At 61.7% G+C, this 15,425-nt stretch carries 14 protein-coding genes; 8 read left to right on the top strand and 6 right to left on the bottom strand.

The window, feature by feature from the left end:
• Positions 1-164: 164 nt before the first annotated feature.
• The 4 genes from ABD937_RS02465 to ABD937_RS02450 all read right to left on the bottom strand — a co-directional run bounded on the left by ABD937_RS02465 (position 165) and on the right by ABD937_RS02450 (position 5,945).
• A complete protein-coding gene (locus ABD937_RS02465) occupies positions 165-797 on the bottom strand; it encodes a response regulator transcription factor (RefSeq protein WP_345253100.1) in 633 nt (210 codons plus the stop codon).
• A gap of 58 nt (positions 798-855) precedes the next feature.
• Positions 856-3,897 (bottom strand): ligand-binding sensor domain-containing protein, encoded by a 3,042-nt coding sequence (locus tag ABD937_RS02460; protein WP_345253099.1) that lies wholly within the window; start codon positions 3,895-3,897, stop codon positions 856-858.
• A 28-nt stretch (positions 3,898-3,925) separates the two neighbouring features.
• Positions 3,926-5,443, bottom strand: coding sequence for a histidine kinase (locus ABD937_RS02455; protein WP_345253097.1), 1,518 nt, complete (start codon positions 5,441-5,443; stop codon positions 3,926-3,928).
• Between the two features lie 85 nt (positions 5,444-5,528).
• A complete protein-coding gene (locus ABD937_RS02450; RefSeq protein ID WP_345253095.1) occupies positions 5,529-5,945 on the bottom strand; it encodes a hypothetical protein in 417 nt (138 codons plus the stop codon).
• 150 nt (positions 5,946-6,095) lie between these two features.
• On the opposite strand from ABD937_RS02450, the gene paaE reads away from it, so the two are divergent.
• The 8 genes from paaE (at position 6,096) to ABD937_RS02410 (ending at position 14,270) form a co-directional block, all read left to right on the top strand.
• Positions 6,096-7,178, top strand: coding sequence for a 1,2-phenylacetyl-CoA epoxidase subunit PaaE (gene paaE, locus ABD937_RS02445; protein ID WP_345253094.1), 1,083 nt, complete (start codon positions 6,096-6,098; stop codon positions 7,176-7,178).
• Between the two features lie 131 nt (positions 7,179-7,309).
• Positions 7,310-8,257, top strand: a complete 948-nt coding sequence (gene paaA, locus ABD937_RS02440; protein WP_345253093.1) for a 1,2-phenylacetyl-CoA epoxidase subunit PaaA — start codon at positions 7,310-7,312, stop codon at positions 8,255-8,257.
• A gap of 98 nt (positions 8,258-8,355) precedes the next feature.
• Positions 8,356-8,766 carry a 1,2-phenylacetyl-CoA epoxidase subunit PaaB gene (gene paaB, locus ABD937_RS02435; RefSeq protein ID WP_345253092.1) on the top strand — a complete coding sequence of 137 codons (411 nt, stop codon included), beginning with the start codon at positions 8,356-8,358 and terminating at the stop codon, positions 8,764-8,766.
• A gap of 128 nt (positions 8,767-8,894) precedes the next feature.
• Positions 8,895-9,701 carry a 1,2-phenylacetyl-CoA epoxidase subunit PaaC gene (gene paaC, locus ABD937_RS02430; RefSeq protein ID WP_345253091.1) on the top strand — a complete coding sequence of 269 codons (807 nt, stop codon included), beginning with the start codon at positions 8,895-8,897 and terminating at the stop codon, positions 9,699-9,701.
• 27 nt (positions 9,702-9,728) lie between these two features.
• The gene (gene paaD, locus ABD937_RS02425) at positions 9,729-10,283 is read left to right on the top strand and encodes a 1,2-phenylacetyl-CoA epoxidase subunit PaaD (protein WP_345253089.1); all 555 of its coding nucleotides are present in this window, start codon (positions 9,729-9,731) and stop codon (positions 10,281-10,283) included.
• A 159-nt stretch (positions 10,284-10,442) separates the two neighbouring features.
• On the top strand, positions 10,443-11,216 hold the full coding sequence (locus tag ABD937_RS02420) for an enoyl-CoA hydratase-related protein (RefSeq protein ID WP_345253087.1): 774 nt from the start codon (positions 10,443-10,445) through the stop codon (positions 11,214-11,216).
• Between the two features lie 308 nt (positions 11,217-11,524).
• Positions 11,525-11,959 (top strand): hydroxyphenylacetyl-CoA thioesterase PaaI, encoded by a 435-nt coding sequence (gene paaI, locus ABD937_RS02415; protein WP_345253086.1) that lies wholly within the window; start codon positions 11,525-11,527, stop codon positions 11,957-11,959.
• 166 nt (positions 11,960-12,125) lie between these two features.
• The gene (locus ABD937_RS02410; protein ID WP_345253085.1) at positions 12,126-14,270 is read left to right on the top strand and encodes a S9 family peptidase; all 2,145 of its coding nucleotides are present in this window, start codon (positions 12,126-12,128) and stop codon (positions 14,268-14,270) included.
• A 287-nt stretch (positions 14,271-14,557) separates the two neighbouring features.
• On the opposite strand, the gene ABD937_RS02405 is transcribed toward ABD937_RS02410, so the two are convergent.
• Both ABD937_RS02405 and ABD937_RS02400 read right to left on the bottom strand, forming a co-directional pair.
• The gene (locus ABD937_RS02405; protein ID WP_345253084.1) at positions 14,558-14,944 is read right to left on the bottom strand and encodes a hypothetical protein; all 387 of its coding nucleotides are present in this window, start codon (positions 14,942-14,944) and stop codon (positions 14,558-14,560) included.
• A gap of 3 nt (positions 14,945-14,947) precedes the next feature.
• On the bottom strand, positions 14,948-15,304 hold the full coding sequence (locus ABD937_RS02400; protein ID WP_345253082.1) for a hypothetical protein: 357 nt from the start codon (positions 15,302-15,304) through the stop codon (positions 14,948-14,950).
• Positions 15,305-15,425: the final 121 nt, after the last annotated feature.

Raw genomic sequence — 15,425 nt, 5'->3', positions numbered from 1 at the left:
CGCGCGGAGACGCGGAGACGCAAAGGCGCAGTATGGTATACCTGGTGTGCAGCAAATGGCCGATGCGTCTCTTACTGAGTTCATTTTCGATCCGAAATCCGAGATCCCCTGGCGCGCGCCAGCCTGAATCTGAGATCTGAGATCACAGATCTGAGATCCGAGATCTACCTCAGTCCTGCCTTCCGGAGCGCCTCGCTCCTGTTTCCTGCGTGGAGCTTCTCGTAGATGTTGCGGATATGCGTGCGCACCGTTTCGATGGAGATGAACAATCCGGCCGCGATCTCCTTGTATGAAAAGCCCCGCGAGAGGTGCTCGAGCACTTCCTTCTCGCGCAGTGTGAGGCTGGCCTGCGGATCCACGTAGGTAAAATCTTCCTGGAAGGCCATCACCACCTTGCGCGCGATCTGGCTGCTCATGGGCGAGCCGCCGCGCTGCAGGTCCTGCAGCGCATCGATGAGCCGGGCGGCCGGCGTGTTCTTCAGCACATAGCCCGAAGCGCCTGCCTTCAATGCCTTGAACACCCGGTCGGCGTCGTCGTACACGCTCAGCACCATGAACTGGAGCTCGGGGCGCAACGGCTTCAGCCAGGCAATGAAATCGATGCCGCTCATGCCGGGCAGCTGGATGTCGGTGAGCACCAGCTCCACGCCGTCGCCGAGTCCTTCGGTAAAAAAGGTGCGCGCCGCCTCGGCGCTCGGAAAGGTGCCCGCCAGGTTGAACGAGCCCGAGCCGGCAATGAGTGCCGTCAGGTAGTTGCGGATCGCTTCGTCGTCCTCGATGATGACCAGGGAAACCATAGCCTCAAATGTAGCTGTTTCGGCCGCCGCCGCACATGTGAAAAAAGTAGTACCGGCATCAGGCGTTGCGAACGGCTCCCTTCAGCGCGAGCACGAAGGAAAGCCGCGTTCCGGCCGCACCTGTCTGCAGCGCGAAGGCACCGCCGATGTCGAGCATCCGCTTTTCCATATTGCGCAGGCCGTTGGCGCCCGTACGCACCTTCTCGCGCAGCCCTTTGCCGTTGTCGCTCACCACGAAGCGCAGCTCGCTGCCGGCGATGCTTGCCTCCAGGGAGATACGGGTGGCACCCGAGTGCTTCAGGGCATTGTGCAGCGCTTCCTTCACCACGAGGAACAGGTTGCGGCGCTCCTCGTTCGACAGCCGGATGACGGGTACCGGGTTGGGGAAGCGGATCGACAGGTCGATGTCGAAGGGCTCGAAGTATTCCTGCACCTGCTCACGCATATAGGCCAGCAGGTTTTCGAGCGAGTCGTTCTGCGGGTGGAGCGTCCAGATGATCTCGCCCATGTTTCTTACCAGGCGCCGTGCCGCGGAGGAGATGGTGGCCACGTCACGCCTCATATCGGGTTCCGGCTTCTGCTGCGCCTGCAGGAGCTCGCTGAGCAGCGCGATGTGTGTGAGCCCGGCGCCGATCTCGTCGTGCATGTCGCGCGAGATCCGGTTGCGCTCCGCTTCGAGGGCGCGTTGCTGCTCTACCAGCGCGAGGCGGCGGCGCAGGTTGCGCTGCGACACGGCCCGGGTGGCCAGCACGACGCTCCCCAGCAGCAGCAACGACGCGAGCCCGTAAAACCAGGGGCGCTTCCAGAAAGGCGCTGCGATGACGAAGGCCAGCTCCTTGAAGGGGCTGGCCTGGCCATCCGGGTTCAGGGCCCGGACGCGCAGGCGGTAGCGGCCCGGCGGCAGGTTGGCATAGCGTACCGTCCGGTTGGTGGTGCTCACCCAGTCGGGGTCCCAGCCCTCAAGCCGGTACTGGAGCTTGTTGGCAAGCGGCCTGGTAAAGTCGAGGGCGGCGAAACGGAAGGCGAGCGTATTCTCGCGGAAGCCGAGCTCCACGCCAGCGCCGGGCGTGCCCGGGTTCAGCGGCAGGCGCTTTTCGTTGACCATCACCAATGCGATGTCTACCTGCGGCGGAAACGCCTGGCGTCGGGCCTTGAACTGCGCCGGGTGAAACCAGTTGAATCCCTTGATGCCGCCGAAGTAAAAAGTGCCGCTACGCCCGCGGTGCCAGGCGTTCGTGTTGAACTCGTTGCTTTGAAGGCCATCGGCGGCAGTGTAGTTGGTGAAGGTGCCGCGCTGCCGGTCAAAATAGCTGAGTCCACCATTGGTGCTGAGCCAGAAATTGTGCTGCGCGTCTTCCAGGATCCCGTACACGTAGCCGTTAGCCAGGCCCTGTGCCGTTCCGTATAAACGGTAATCATGCGTTGCCGTGTCGAATCGGATCAGCCCGTTCGAGGTCCCGATCCAGAGATAACGCGGATCCTGCCCGTCGAGGTGGAGGCAGCGCAGGTCTACACCGGGAAAGTATTTTGCCTGTACCGCGAAGGAGTCGCCCGTAACCCGCGCCTGGTAGAGCCCTACCAGCGGACAGGTATACCAGATCGAGCCCGGGGTACTCTCGAGCACCGATGTGGTGAGCGAGCCCAGGGCCGCTGCATGGTAGGAGCGCACTACGTAGCGGGCCTGCTCTTTCCGGATGGTACAGGGTCCAGACTGGGTGGCGGCAAGAAGGCGCCCGTCGCGCAGCAGGCGCATCCCATAAACATAGATGTTGAGCCGGCTGAGGTTTTTGGCAGCGGGTGGCCGCAGGTTGCGAAAGAGGCCCGTGGCTTCGTCGAAGCGGGAGAAGCCCATCGAATGCCCGATCCAGACGCCTCCCTCCCCATCCTCCTCGATCGCTCCGACGATATTGCCCGGCAGTCCCTCCGGTCGGGCAGGATCGTACGACCAGGTCCGGAGCAGGCCGCCGGCCGGGTCGTAAATGGAAAAGCCGTTGTTGTGACTGCCAAACCAGATGCGCCCGCGGCGGTCCTCGTAGAAGCACTTGGTGAAATAGTCCTGCAGGGTCGGATGATCGCCCTCGTTCTGCGGAAAGAGCTTGAAGCGCGGGGGTTTCAGGTCGAGGCGGCAGACGCCACCACCGTCGGTGCCGATCCACAGGTTGTACTGCCGGTCGACGTAGGTGGTGCGCAGCAGGTCGATGGAGAGCGAGCGCTGCCGCGTCTTGTCGTGCCGGAAGACCTGCCATTTCTTCTGCTGATACAGCAACAATCCCGATCCGGTAGTGGTCACCCAAAGCCTGCCGAAGGGATCCTCGCTGATGTGGACGATGTTGGTGACCGGCTGCCCGCCCACGCTGCACGCCACCCAGTCGGTGCTACGCGTCACGGAATCGTACCGGTAGAACCCGCCCCGGGAGCTGATGAAGGCTTTCTGCCGCCCGGGATACACGGCGCCCATAAGGGTACCTTTCCGCTCGTGCACGTAGCGATGGTCGGCGGCGCGGAAACGGACATAGCCGTTGTGGGTGTTGATGCAAAAGAGGATATCGCCGTTAGGCATCAGCACGCCATTGTTATTCGGAGCGTCCTGCCGCGGCAGGTGCGACGGCAACGGGTAGTGACGCAGGGCGCGGGTGGCGGAGTTGTAGGCGAAGATGCCGTGCTGGAAATTGACGAGCCACAGCAGCCCCTTGTACCGGCCCACATTGTAGAATATGGTATTGAGGAATCGCTGATAAGGAAAGGTGACTTCCGCCCGCAGGGTTTCGGCCCGGCGGTCGAAGCGATAGACACCCGTCTCGTTGGCGTACCATAGGTCGCCTTCTTCGTCTTCCGAAATCTCACCGCGCACATAGTTGGACGAACCGGCCCGGTCAAGCCGGTCGGGACAGCGGAATGCGCGCACTTCTGCGCCGTCGTAGCGGTTGAGGCCGTCGGCAGTGCCGAACCACATATAGCCGGCGCGGTCTTGCAGGATGGCGTAGACCGAGCTCTGCGAAAGGCCATCATCCACACCCAGCGTCTCGAAGCGAGGGGTCACGGGCTGCGCGCTGGCGCACAGAGACAGCAGGCACAGGAAGAAGGTACCGGTGAAGCGCATACGCAGTAAATGAATGTCAAGGTACAAACTATTGCGGCAGGCCGCTGCCAGCCTGCGGCACGAAGGGCAGGGAAAAGGAGACCGTAGTGCCCCGGGGCCCGCTTTGCACGCCGAACTCGCCCCCGATCTCGAGCATCCGCTTCTCCATGTTGCGGAGCCCGTTGGCGCCGGCACGCACGGCTGCAGGCATGCCTGCGCCATCGTCGTGCACCGAAAAGCGCAGCAGCGCGGGCTCTACCTGCAGCGCGATCACGATTCGGTGGGCGCCTGCGTGCTTGAAGGCATTGTTCCAGGCCTCCTTCGCCACGAGAAACAGGTTGCGGCGCTGCTCGTTGCTGAGGCGCACCGGGGGCAGGGCGTCGGGGAAGTGCAGTTGCAGCTCGATGTCGAAGGGCTCGAAGTAGGCGCGGGCCTGCTCGCGCAGGAAAGCCAGCAGGTTCTCGAGCGAATCGAACTGCGGGTTGAGCGTCCAGACGATCTCGCCCATGTTCTGGACCAAGCGGCGTGCCGAGGCGGAGATGCTGGCCACGTCGCGGATGAGCTCCTCCCGGCTGCGCTCCTGCACCTGCATGAGCTCGCTCAGGAGCGCGATCTGGGTGAGCCCGCTGCCGATCTCGTCGTGCATGTCCTTGCTGATGCGGTTGCGCTCCGCCTCGAGCGCCCGCTCCTGCTCCAGGCGCGCCAGCGCTCGTCGAAAGCCGCGGCGCGCGAAGAAGCGCGTGACCGTTACCGTTACCACCACCAGCAGCAGGGCCATGACGGCGATGAACTGGGGCCGTTGCCAGAGCGGCGGCGGCAACAGCGGGATGTTCCATTTTTCCGACAGGTACGCATGCGCGGCTTCCAGCTCGGCGTCGCCGAGGCTGCGCCCGTACACCAATACCTCGGCGATGTAGCCGTGAAAGATCTCGGGGATGGAATCCATGCCGCCGCCGTGACCGTTGAAGCCGATCTTGAGCGCGTTCACCGCCGGCTGGTTGGGATCAATGTCGAGTGTGCCGCTGAGGCGCCCGCGCTGGTACAGGCGGATGGTGGAGTCGTTGTTGCGCTGCAGGGCGATGATGTTCCAGCCGCTCGAAGAGCTGCTGATCGGGCGGGCCGAGCCGCTGATGCCATCGTAAAACGACAGTTGGGTAGGCAACATGCAAAATTCCCAGGTGGGGCCATTGCCGTGGTAGGTGCTGACCACCGCGCCGGCTCCGGCGCCCGAGGTCTTGCTGCGGCCCACCATGCGGAGCACCACCAGGATGGTACCACGCCGGTCGGGAAAGGTGGCGAACGGAGGGGTTACGAGGCCGGAGCGGAGGCCGTCGAAGAAAACCGCGGGTTTGCCGTTACGGGCCGAAGGCTCCCAGCGGGCGTCGCGGTCGGGGCGCGCACGCGCATCATGGCCCTGGCCGCTGGCATCGGCCCAGCGCTCCACCACCCCGGCTTGCTGGGTAATACCGCTGTCGGCCCGCAGCCACAGGCTGAGGCCACGTTCGGGCACCTGCCCCAACAGGGGCAGCGCCAGCAGCAGCAGGGAAGCGGTCAGGAAGAGGCGCATAAGCAGTAGGTACGGCCAATGTACAAAGAAAAGCGCGCCAGCGGGTAGCGGGGCCCGGGCTACCGGAATGGCCGCCGACTCCCATTTACCTGGAAGCCACGGGCACCTGCCGGGCCACACCGTCCCGGAACTCGGTGAACAGCCGGAGGCGCAGCCGCCCGCCCGCTTCCTGTACAAACACCCTGACCGACGAGTCGGGCTCATGCTGATGCGGGTAGTGGTAATAGTTCCGCAGGAGGAGGCGGTCCTTGCGGGCCTCATACACACCGGTAACGAAGATGCTGTCGTTGCGCCGCGCCTCCATCAGGATGCCGGCCTGCAGCTCGTCCCGCTTCCCGTGAAAGGTGAGGTAAGAACACCGGTACCATTCGTCTTTCAGGTAGCCCTTCGATTTCTTCACGGCATACGTGTACTGCCCGATACGGATGCGGCCGGGAGGCCCGGGCACCGCCGCCAGGAGGCCGAGGGCCAGGGAGCTCAGGAGGAACAGGGATTTTGCCATAAGCATCGATGCCAGGGTTTTGAGGCCTGGTTTGCCTATAGTGATACACAGCCCAGGCTTTTTCCATACTGCCGGGGCCGCAGCCTTTGGGGCGGAGCGCGCACGACGGGCAGCCGGGCCTATCTTTGCGGCTCCTTTTGATTGCCCGCTATGATCCACTTCCACTCACTGGCCGTTAAGAAAGTGCAGCGCGAGACCGACGACTGTGTTTCGATCACCTTCAACGTTCCCCCGGAGCTGCAGGACAGCTTCCGCTTCCGCCCCGGCCAGAACCTGACGGTGCGGAAAGTGCTGAACGGCGAAGAGCTCCGCCGCTCCTACTCTATCTGCTCCTCCCCGCTCGACGGTACGCTGCGCGTGGCGGTGAAGCAGGTGGAAGGCGGCCTCTTCTCCACCTGGGCCAACACCGCGCTCAAAGCCGGCGACACGCTCGACGTGCTGCCGCCCACCGGCAACTTCACGCCCGAGCTCGACCCGCAGCAGCGCAAGCACTACGTAGCCTTTGCCGCCGGCTCGGGCATCACGCCCGTGCTCTCGATCCTCAAGACCGTGCTCGCCACCGAGCCCGGCTCGCGCTGCACGCTCGTCTACGGCAACCGGAGCAAGGGCTCCATCATCTTCAAGGAAGAGCTCGAGGCGCTCAAGGACAAACACATCGACCGCTTCCGCCTCTATCATGTGCTGAGCCGCGAAAAGACCGACGCCGCCGTCAACTACGGCCGCATCGACCGCGACAAGTGCGCCCTGATGGTGGACAAGCGCCTGCTCGACCTCGACGCCTCGGACGAATTCTTCATCTGCGGCCCCGAGGAGATGATCTTTTGCGTGCGCGACTACCTGCAGGAGCAGGGCGTGCACCCGAAGCGGATCCACTTTGAGCTGTTCACCATCCCGGGACAGAAGAAGTCGCAGGTGGCCACCGAGCAGGAGGCCGTTTCCGACGCCGGTCCGCGCAGCCAGGTGCAGGTAAAGCTTGACGGCATCGCCTTCGACTTCGACCTCTCCTACGACGGCCATTCCATCCTCGACGCCGCGCTGAAGCAGGGTGCCGACCTCCCCTATGCCTGCAAAGGCGGGGTCTGCTGTACCTGCAAGGCGAAGCTGCTCGAAGGCGAGGTGATCATGAAAGAAAACTGGGGCCTTGAACCAGACGAGGTGGCCGCGGGTTATATCCTTACCTGCCAGGCCCACCCGAGAACCGGGACGGTTGTCGTCGACTTCGACGCCAAGTAAACGGTTCAGAAGGTTTAGGAGGTTTAGAGGGTTGGTTTGCCGCGGTTTAACAACCTCCTAAACCTTCTAAACCCCCTAAACCTCCTAAACCCTTCGGGATAGCTTAAATTTGTACGTAATTCTTTTATAATATGAGTGTACAGGAATTGGAAACGATCTTCCAGAACAAGATCGACGCCGAGGTGCGGATCGAGCCGAAGGACTGGATGCCGGAGAAATACCGCCAGAACCTCATCCGCCAGATCTCCCAGCACGCGCACAGCGAGATCGTGGGCATGCTGCCCGAGGGTAACTGGATCTCCCGTGCCCCCTCGCTGAAGCGCAAGGCCATCCTGCTTGCGAAGGTGCAGGACGAGGCCGGCCACGGCCTCTACCTCTACAGCGCCGCCGAAACCCTCGGCATCTCGCGCGACGAGATGACGGAGCAGCTGCTTTCGGGCAAGGCCAAATACTCTTCCATTTTCAACTACCCCACCGTTACCTGGGCAGATATGGGTGTGATCGGCTGGCTGGTCGACGGCGCCGCCATCATGAACCAGGTGCCGCTCTGCCGCACGTCGTACGGTCCCTACAGCCGCGCCATGATCCGTGTGTGCAAGGAGGAAAGCTTTCACCAGCGCCAGGGCTTCGAATCGCTGCTCGTGCTCAGCAAGGGCACCGACGAGCAGCGCGCGATGCTGCAGGACGCCATCGACCGCTGGTGGTGGCCCTCGCTGATGATGTTCGGCCCTACCGACGACGCCTCGCCCAACTCGGTGCTTTCGATGAAGTGGAAGATCAAGCGCTTCTCCAACGACGAGCTGCGCCAGCGTTTTGTAGACATGGTGGCCGAGCAGGTAAAGCTCCTCGGCATGACCCTGCCCGACCCCGACCTCAAATGGAACGAGGAGCGCAAGCACTACGACTTCGGCGCCATCAACTGGGAGGAGTTCTGGAACGTGGTGAGCGGCAACGGCCCCTGCAACAAGCAGCGCCTCGACGCCCGCCAGAAGGCCTGGGACGAAGGCGCCTGGGTGCGCGAGGCCGCGGTGGCCCATGCGGAGAAGCGCCGGCAGCGCACTGGTTCGGTCGCTGCCTAAAGTCAAAAGGCAAAAGTCAAAATTCAAAAACTTTTGCCCGCGACGTAGTTACCGCGAACTGGTTTTGACTTTTGAATTTTGACTTTTGAATTTGAACCATGCAATTGTTCCGCAAGTATTATTACGGTGATTACGATGCCATCCAAAAAGGAGGGGCGCCCACTTCTTCTCAGGAACCTACTCCCCATCCCCCTGGGAAGGGGTCGGGGGATGGGTCGGGGCCGGGGGTGAGGTCGTGGCCGCTCTGGGAAGTGTTCATCCGCTCCAAGCAGGGCCTCGACCACAAGCACGTAGGCTCGCTGCACGCCGCCGATGCCACTATGGCCATCGAGAACGCCCGCGACGTGTATACGCGCCGCCAGGAAGGCGTATCCATCTGGGTAGTGGAAAGCAAATTCATCCATGCCTCCAACCCCGATGAAGCCGAAGCTTTCTATGAGCCCGCCAACGACAAGGTATATCGCCACCCGACGTTCTACGACCTGCCGGACGAGCTGACGCACATGTAACTGCAAAGTCAAAATTCAAAAGTCAAAAACGTTCCTGCGCACGATGTTTCCGCCTTCTGTAACCGGCGGCCACAGCAGCAGTCGTTTCAATTAACGCTTTTGAATTTTGACTTTTGAATTTTGACTTTATGAACAAGGAACTCTTCGAATACACCCTCCACCTCGCCGACAACGCCCTCATCCTCGGGCAGCGCAACGCCGAATGGTGCGGCCACGGCCCGGCGCTGGAGCAGGACATCGCCCTCACCAATATCTCCCTCGACCTCATCGGGCAGGCCCGCCTGCTGTACCAGTATGCGGCTGACCAGTACAACGCGATGGACGTTGGCGGCCAGGCGGCTGTAGCGGCTCTGCTGCCGAAGCCCTGGAAAGAATTCAACCGCGCCCTGCAGGAAGACGACCTCGCCTACCTGCGCGAGGAGCGCCAGTTCCGCAACCTCCTCATCACCGAGCTGCCGAAGGGTGACTGGGCGATGACGATTCTGCGCCAGTTCTTCTTTTCTGCTTTTCAATACCTCCAGTACCAGCAGTTACAGCAAAGCAGCGACGCTACGCTCGCCGCCATCGCCGACAAGTCGCTGAAAGAAACGGCTTACCACCTGCGCTGGAGCGGCGAGTGGGTGATCCGCCTCGGCGACGGCACCGCCGAAAGCCGCCGCCGCATCGAAGCCGCCCTCGCAGACCTGTGGATGTTCACCGGCGAAGCCTTCGTGCCCGCCGCCTTTGAAACAGGCATCGCCCCCGACCCGGCTGCGCTTCGCAGTGCCTGGGATGAGCGCATCGGCAGCGTGTTCGCCGAAGCGACGCTCGACGTGCCCGCCACCGGCACCTGGAGCCAGGGCGGCGGAAAGCGCGGCGTGCACACCGAGCACCTCGGTTACCTCCTCGCCGAAATGCAGGTACTGCAGCGTACGTATCCGAATATGACCTGGTAAGACGGCTTGGTGTTTGAAGCCTGTAGTTTGAAATGGGCTGGCGCCGGTATCAAACGCGAACTTCAAACGTCAACCAACAAACTTCAAACGCTGAACCCCACCGCCCAACATATCTGGTCGCTCCTCGAAGCCGTCTCCGACCCGGAGATCCCGGTGCTGTCGGTGCTCGACCTGGGCGTCGTGCGCGACGTGCAGGTGCAGGACGATGGGCGCATCGACATTGCCATCACGCCTACCTACTCCGGCTGCCCGGCCATGGACGTCATTGCCATGGACATCCGCCTCAAACTCATCGAAAAGGGCTACCGCAACGTACAGGTGCGCCAGCAGCTCTCTCCCGCCTGGACCACCGACTGGATGACGGAAAGCGGCAAGCAAAAGCTCCGGGCCTTCGGCATCGCGCCGCCCAACCCGAAGCAGCAGTTCTGCGCCACCGATATGTTCCAGGAAGAAACCGTGCAATGCCCGCGCTGCGACTCCTGGCATACGGAGCTCATCTCGCAGTTCGCCTCCACCGCGTGCAAAAGCATGTACCGCTGCCACGACTGCAAAGAGGCCTTCGATCATTTTAAATGCCATTGAATCGGCAATCGGCAATCGGCAATCGGCAATAGCTGGCGCCGGTTAATGAAAGAACGGATGCCTGCGGCATCCGTTCTTTCGTTTGTGCGCATCGCGGATTCCCGATTACCGATTGCCGATTGCCGATTCCCCTTAGCTTTGAAACCTCAATCACTCCCCATGCCATCGATCCTTTTCGAAGTGCGCGACACGATCGCCCACATCACCTTCAACCGACCGGAGAAATACAATGCCTTCAACCGCGAGATGGCCCTCCTGATGCAGGAGCACCTCGACGCCTGCCAGGACCCTGCCGTGCGTTGCGTGCTGATTACGGGCGCGGGCAAAGCATTCAGCGCCGGCCAGGACCTCGAGGAAGTGGTGGACCCGAACGGCCCGAAGATCACCGCGATTCTGGCCGAGCACTACAACCCTATCGTGCGCCGCATCCGCAAGCTGCAAAAGCCGGTAGTGGCCGCCGTGAACGGAGTCGCCGCCGGGGCGGGCGCCAACATCGCCCTCTGCTGCGACGTGGTGGTGGCCGCGCGCTCCGCTTCCTTCATACAGGCGTTCTCGAAGATCGGCCTCATCCCCGACAGCGGCGGCACCTTCTTCCTCCCGCGCCTCATCGGCTGGCAAAAAGCTTCCGCGCTCTGCATGCTCGGCGATAAGGTAGGCGCCGAAGAAGCCGAGCGCATGGGCATGATCTACAAGGTGCTCGACGATGCAACCTTCTCCGACGACGCGCAGCAGATGGCGGTCACCTTAGCCCATATGCCTACCCGCGGCCTCGCGCTCACGAAGCTCGCGCTCAACAACTCTACCGTCAACGGCTACGAAGACCAGCTGCACGACGAGGAGCTGCTCCAGGAAAAGGCCGGCGCCTCCCACGATTACCAGGAAGGCGTGCAGGCCTTTCTCGAAAAGCGAAAGCCCGTTTTCCGGGGCGAGTAAGCGCTGCGCGCTGTTTATTGGTCTATTAGTCTATTGGTTTATTTGTAAGTGGTCGTTTACGGAGCCAGAGTCATCGAGTGTGTAACGTCCAAGCTTTAAAACAGTCTGTTGCGTTACGCGAAGTAACCTGGCCGATCCCTTCGTATCGTCCTAAGCTTCGGTTCTCACCCGCTCACCCGCTCACCCGCTCACTTGCTCACCCGCTCACTTGCTCACCCGCTCACTTGCTCACCCGCTCACTTGCTCACTTGCTCACCCGCTCACTTGCTCACAATCACATTAGTACAGACCCAAAATAAAAACGACTCATGACCGACGAACTAGCCCGCCAGGTAGTGGCACACATGATGGAACATGACCGGTTCAGCCAGTGGCTGGGCATCGAGGTAGTGGAGGTACGCATCGGCTACAGCCGTATCCGCATGACCCTCCGGGAAGACATGGTCAACGGCTTTGGCGTGGTGCACGGCGGTATCGCGTTCTCGCTGTCCGACTCGGCGTTCGCCTTCGCCTGCAACAACCGCAATAACCTCTCCATGGCCCTCGACACCGGCATTTCCTTCACGAAGCCGATGAAGCCCGGCGACGTACTCACGGCCGAAGCCAAAGAGCTGCACAACGGAAGAAGCACCGGCCTCTATATCATCAGCGTCACCAACGAGCGCGACGAGCAGGTGGCGCTCTTCAAAGGCACCTGCTTCCGCACCGGCAAGCCGCTCATTACGCCGGAGAATTCGCTGTGATCGGGAATCGGCAATAAGGGGGAAGGTCGCCCCGGGGCACATGGTCATCCTGAGCCCGCAGAAAAGTTCCGAAGCACGGCTGCCCTGATCATCCTGGGCCTGTCGAAGGATGCCGAAGGATTGCCGGACGAATGATCGTACCTTTCTGGTAATCAAACCGGAACAAATGAAACCGAGTCTTCTCCTCGCAGGCCTGCTCTGCCTGCAGTTCCCCGCCTCTGCGCAGCAGCTCGCGCCGCCCGTGGCACAGAAAGTGGCCCGGGTGTTCAACGAGCACGGCCGGCAACGCACCGACCCCTACTACTGGCTCAGCAACCCGAAAGACAGCAACGTACTGAACCACCTGCACGCCGAGAACGCCTACGTGGAAGCCTACCTGAAGCCTACCGAAACCCTCCGCAAGCAGGTGCAGGACGAGCTCGTCGCACGCATCCCGGGCCGCGACCAGTCGCTGCCGGTGCTGCGCAACGGCTACTGGTATTTCAGCCGCTACGAAGACAAAGCTCAATACCCGCTCATCCTCCGGCGCAAAGAAGGTAACCCCACCGAAGAAGTACTGCTCAACGTGCCCGAGCTCGCGAAGCCCTTCAAGCTCTACCAGCTTGGCGGCGCCTTCACCGCGCCCGACAACCGGCACTATGCCTATGCCGTAGATACCGCCGGCGACCGCCGGGCCCTGCTCTTTGTCAAGGACCTCGCCACCGGGGCATTGCTCCCCGACCGCATCGGCAACACCACCGGCAACTACGCCTGGGGCACCGACAGCCGCACGCTTTACTACGTGCTCAACGACCACACCGTGCGCGGCTACAAGGTGATGCGCCACCGCCTCGGCGCCGACCCCGCGACCGACGAGACGCTTTTTACCGAAAAGGACAGCACCTTCCGCGTACGCCTCAGCACGGGCCGCAACAACAAGTACATCTTCATCAACAGCAACGCCACCAACTCCTCGGAGGCCTGGTACATCGATGCGTCCGACCCGGCGGCCCGGCCCGTAGTAATACAGCCGCGCACCGACAAGCTCGAATATGACCCGCGCTACTACGAAGGCGACGTCTTCCACATCCTGACCAACAAAGACGCGAAGAACCACAAGGTGGTGACCGTACCGATCGCACAGCCCGGCGTGGCCAACTGGAAAGACCTCGTGCCGGGTAATGACAAGACCTTCATCGAGGGCTTCGGGGTGCTGAACGGCTACTACCTGCTGCAGGCGCGCGAGAATGGATTGAGCCAGGTGCGCTACTTCGACCGCGTCAAAAAGAAGTGGCAGAACATCCCCTTTGGGCAGGAAGATTTTGTAGTCCGGATGTCGCTGGCCACCGACGATGCCGCCTCCGACAGCATCCGCTATACTTTCACCTCGCTGAGCACGCCTTCGGCCGAGTACAGCTATAACCTCCGCACCGGTGCCCGCACCTTGTTGAAGCAGCAGGCCGTGGGTGGCGGCTTCGATGCGTCGCTGTACGAAACGAAGCGGATCTGGTCCACCTCGCGCGACGGGGTGAAGGTGCCGCTCTCGGTGGTGTACCGCAAAGACCGGTTCAAAAAGGACGGCTCCAACCCGCTGCTGCTCTATGCCTACGGCTCTTATGGCGCCAACACCGATCCCTACTTCAATCCCTCCGTTATTTCGCTGCTCGACCGGGGCGTCACGTATGTGATCGCGCATATCCGCGGCGGCCAGGAGCTCGGCCGCGACTGGTTCGAGCAGGGGCGCATCCTGAACAAGAAGAATACCTTCAACGACTACGTAGACGCAGCGGACCACCTGGTGAAAGAGAAATACACGTCTACCGACCGCATCTTCGCCAACGGCGTGTCGGCCGGCGGCATGCTGATGGGCGCCGTGGTGAACCAGCGGCCCGAGCTGTTCCGCGGGGTCATTGCCGAAGTGCCCTGGATGGACGTGGTGACGGATATGTTCAACACCGACCTGCCGCTGACGACGCTCGAGTACGACCAGTGGGGCGATCCGAACAAAAAGGAGCACTACGACTATATGCTGAGCTGGTCGCCGCAGGACAATATCAAGCCCGCGCGCTACCCGGCGATCCTGGCCACCGGCGGCCTCAACGACACGCAGGTACCGTATTATTCGCCGGCCAAGTGGGTGGCCAAGATCCGCGAACACAACAGCGGCACCAACCCCGTATTATTCCAGGTCAACATGTCGGCCGGGCATGGCGGCGCCTCGGGCCGCTACGAGCGGCAAAAGCTCACCGCTACGAAGTACGCGTTCCTGCTCAACGAGCTTGGCTGGAACGAGCAAACGAAAACGTACTCGGGTATCAAGAAAACCTTCTAGAGACTTAACGTCCCCGGAGCTGCGGGGAGCGCGAAGCACACTACGAGCGTAAAAATATCAGGCTGCCTCCGGGTAGCCTTTTCTTTTACCGGAACAGCCTGCCGTTGGCTGGCTGTTCCGGTCGGGATCGCAATGACCTTTGCGTGCTCCGCGTGCTTTGCGCCTTTGCGTGAAACAAATGCGCCTGTGCATCTGCTACTCCGCATAAAACAAAGAGCCGCACCCGGGTGCGGCTCTTGTAACACAAACTAACACAGAAAGGCAGAATCGTATATCTACGGGTCAGATCAATAGAGGGGTGCGGGCGGCAGGGGCTTGTGCGTGCGGCGCTCGCGGGCCACGCGCTTGCCGCGGAAGAAGAGGTAAAGGTTCAGGAAGAGCATCACGCCGAGGTAGATGGCGAAGCCCCCGATCTTGGCGCTGAGCACTTCGAGCAGCGTGCGCCCGTCGGTAAGGTCGCCGGCGATCTCCATGATGAGGAGCGCGAAGCCGAGGTTGAGCAGGTAAAAGCCGGTTTCGAACAGTTTGTTGGTGGCGAGCGCGATCTCGCTGCGGCCGTTGAAGATGTCCATCATGAACACGCGGGCATTGCGGAAGAGGGTAAAGGCCACGTACCAGGTAAGCGCAATGACGATGGGCAGGTAGATGAGATAGGCCGTGAAATTGTAGTTCATATATCAGGATTTTAGGGTTTGCATTTCGGGACGCTTGCGGAACAGGTAGAGTACGCCCATGTTGACGAAGTGGATGGCGCCCAGCGTGAGCAGTACGCGGCCGGTCATGGTACTGACCGACACGAGCACTTCCTCCCAGGTTTCGAGCGTGGGCCAGGTACGGAGCATGAGTGCCACGTAGCCCAGGTTGAGTAGATAGTAGCCGGTAAGCAGGAGGCGGTTCACGGCGTCGGCCAGCGGCGCGTTGTTGCGGAAGAGGGCCAGGATGTAATGGCGGCCGTTCCGGTAGAAGGTCCAGCCGACGTGCACCGTGACCCAGTAGGCCAGCAGCAGGTACATCAGGTAAGCGACCAGGTTCATAACCGTGATTTGAAAACAAAGCTAGGCCGTGTTGACAATTACTTTGCATTAGTGAGCGCTGCGGCGAGATAGACGAATGCGAGGAAGCAGGTGTCGGTTTTATCATAGCGTGTTGCGACGC

The sequence above is a fragment of the Flaviaestuariibacter amylovorans genome (genome assembly GCF_039541815.1).
Classification (GTDB): Bacteria; Bacteroidota; Bacteroidia; order Chitinophagales; family Chitinophagaceae; genus Flavisolibacter; species Flavisolibacter amylovorans.
Note: the sequence above shows the minus strand (reverse complement) of the source record. Positions and strands in the feature narration are given on the sequence as shown.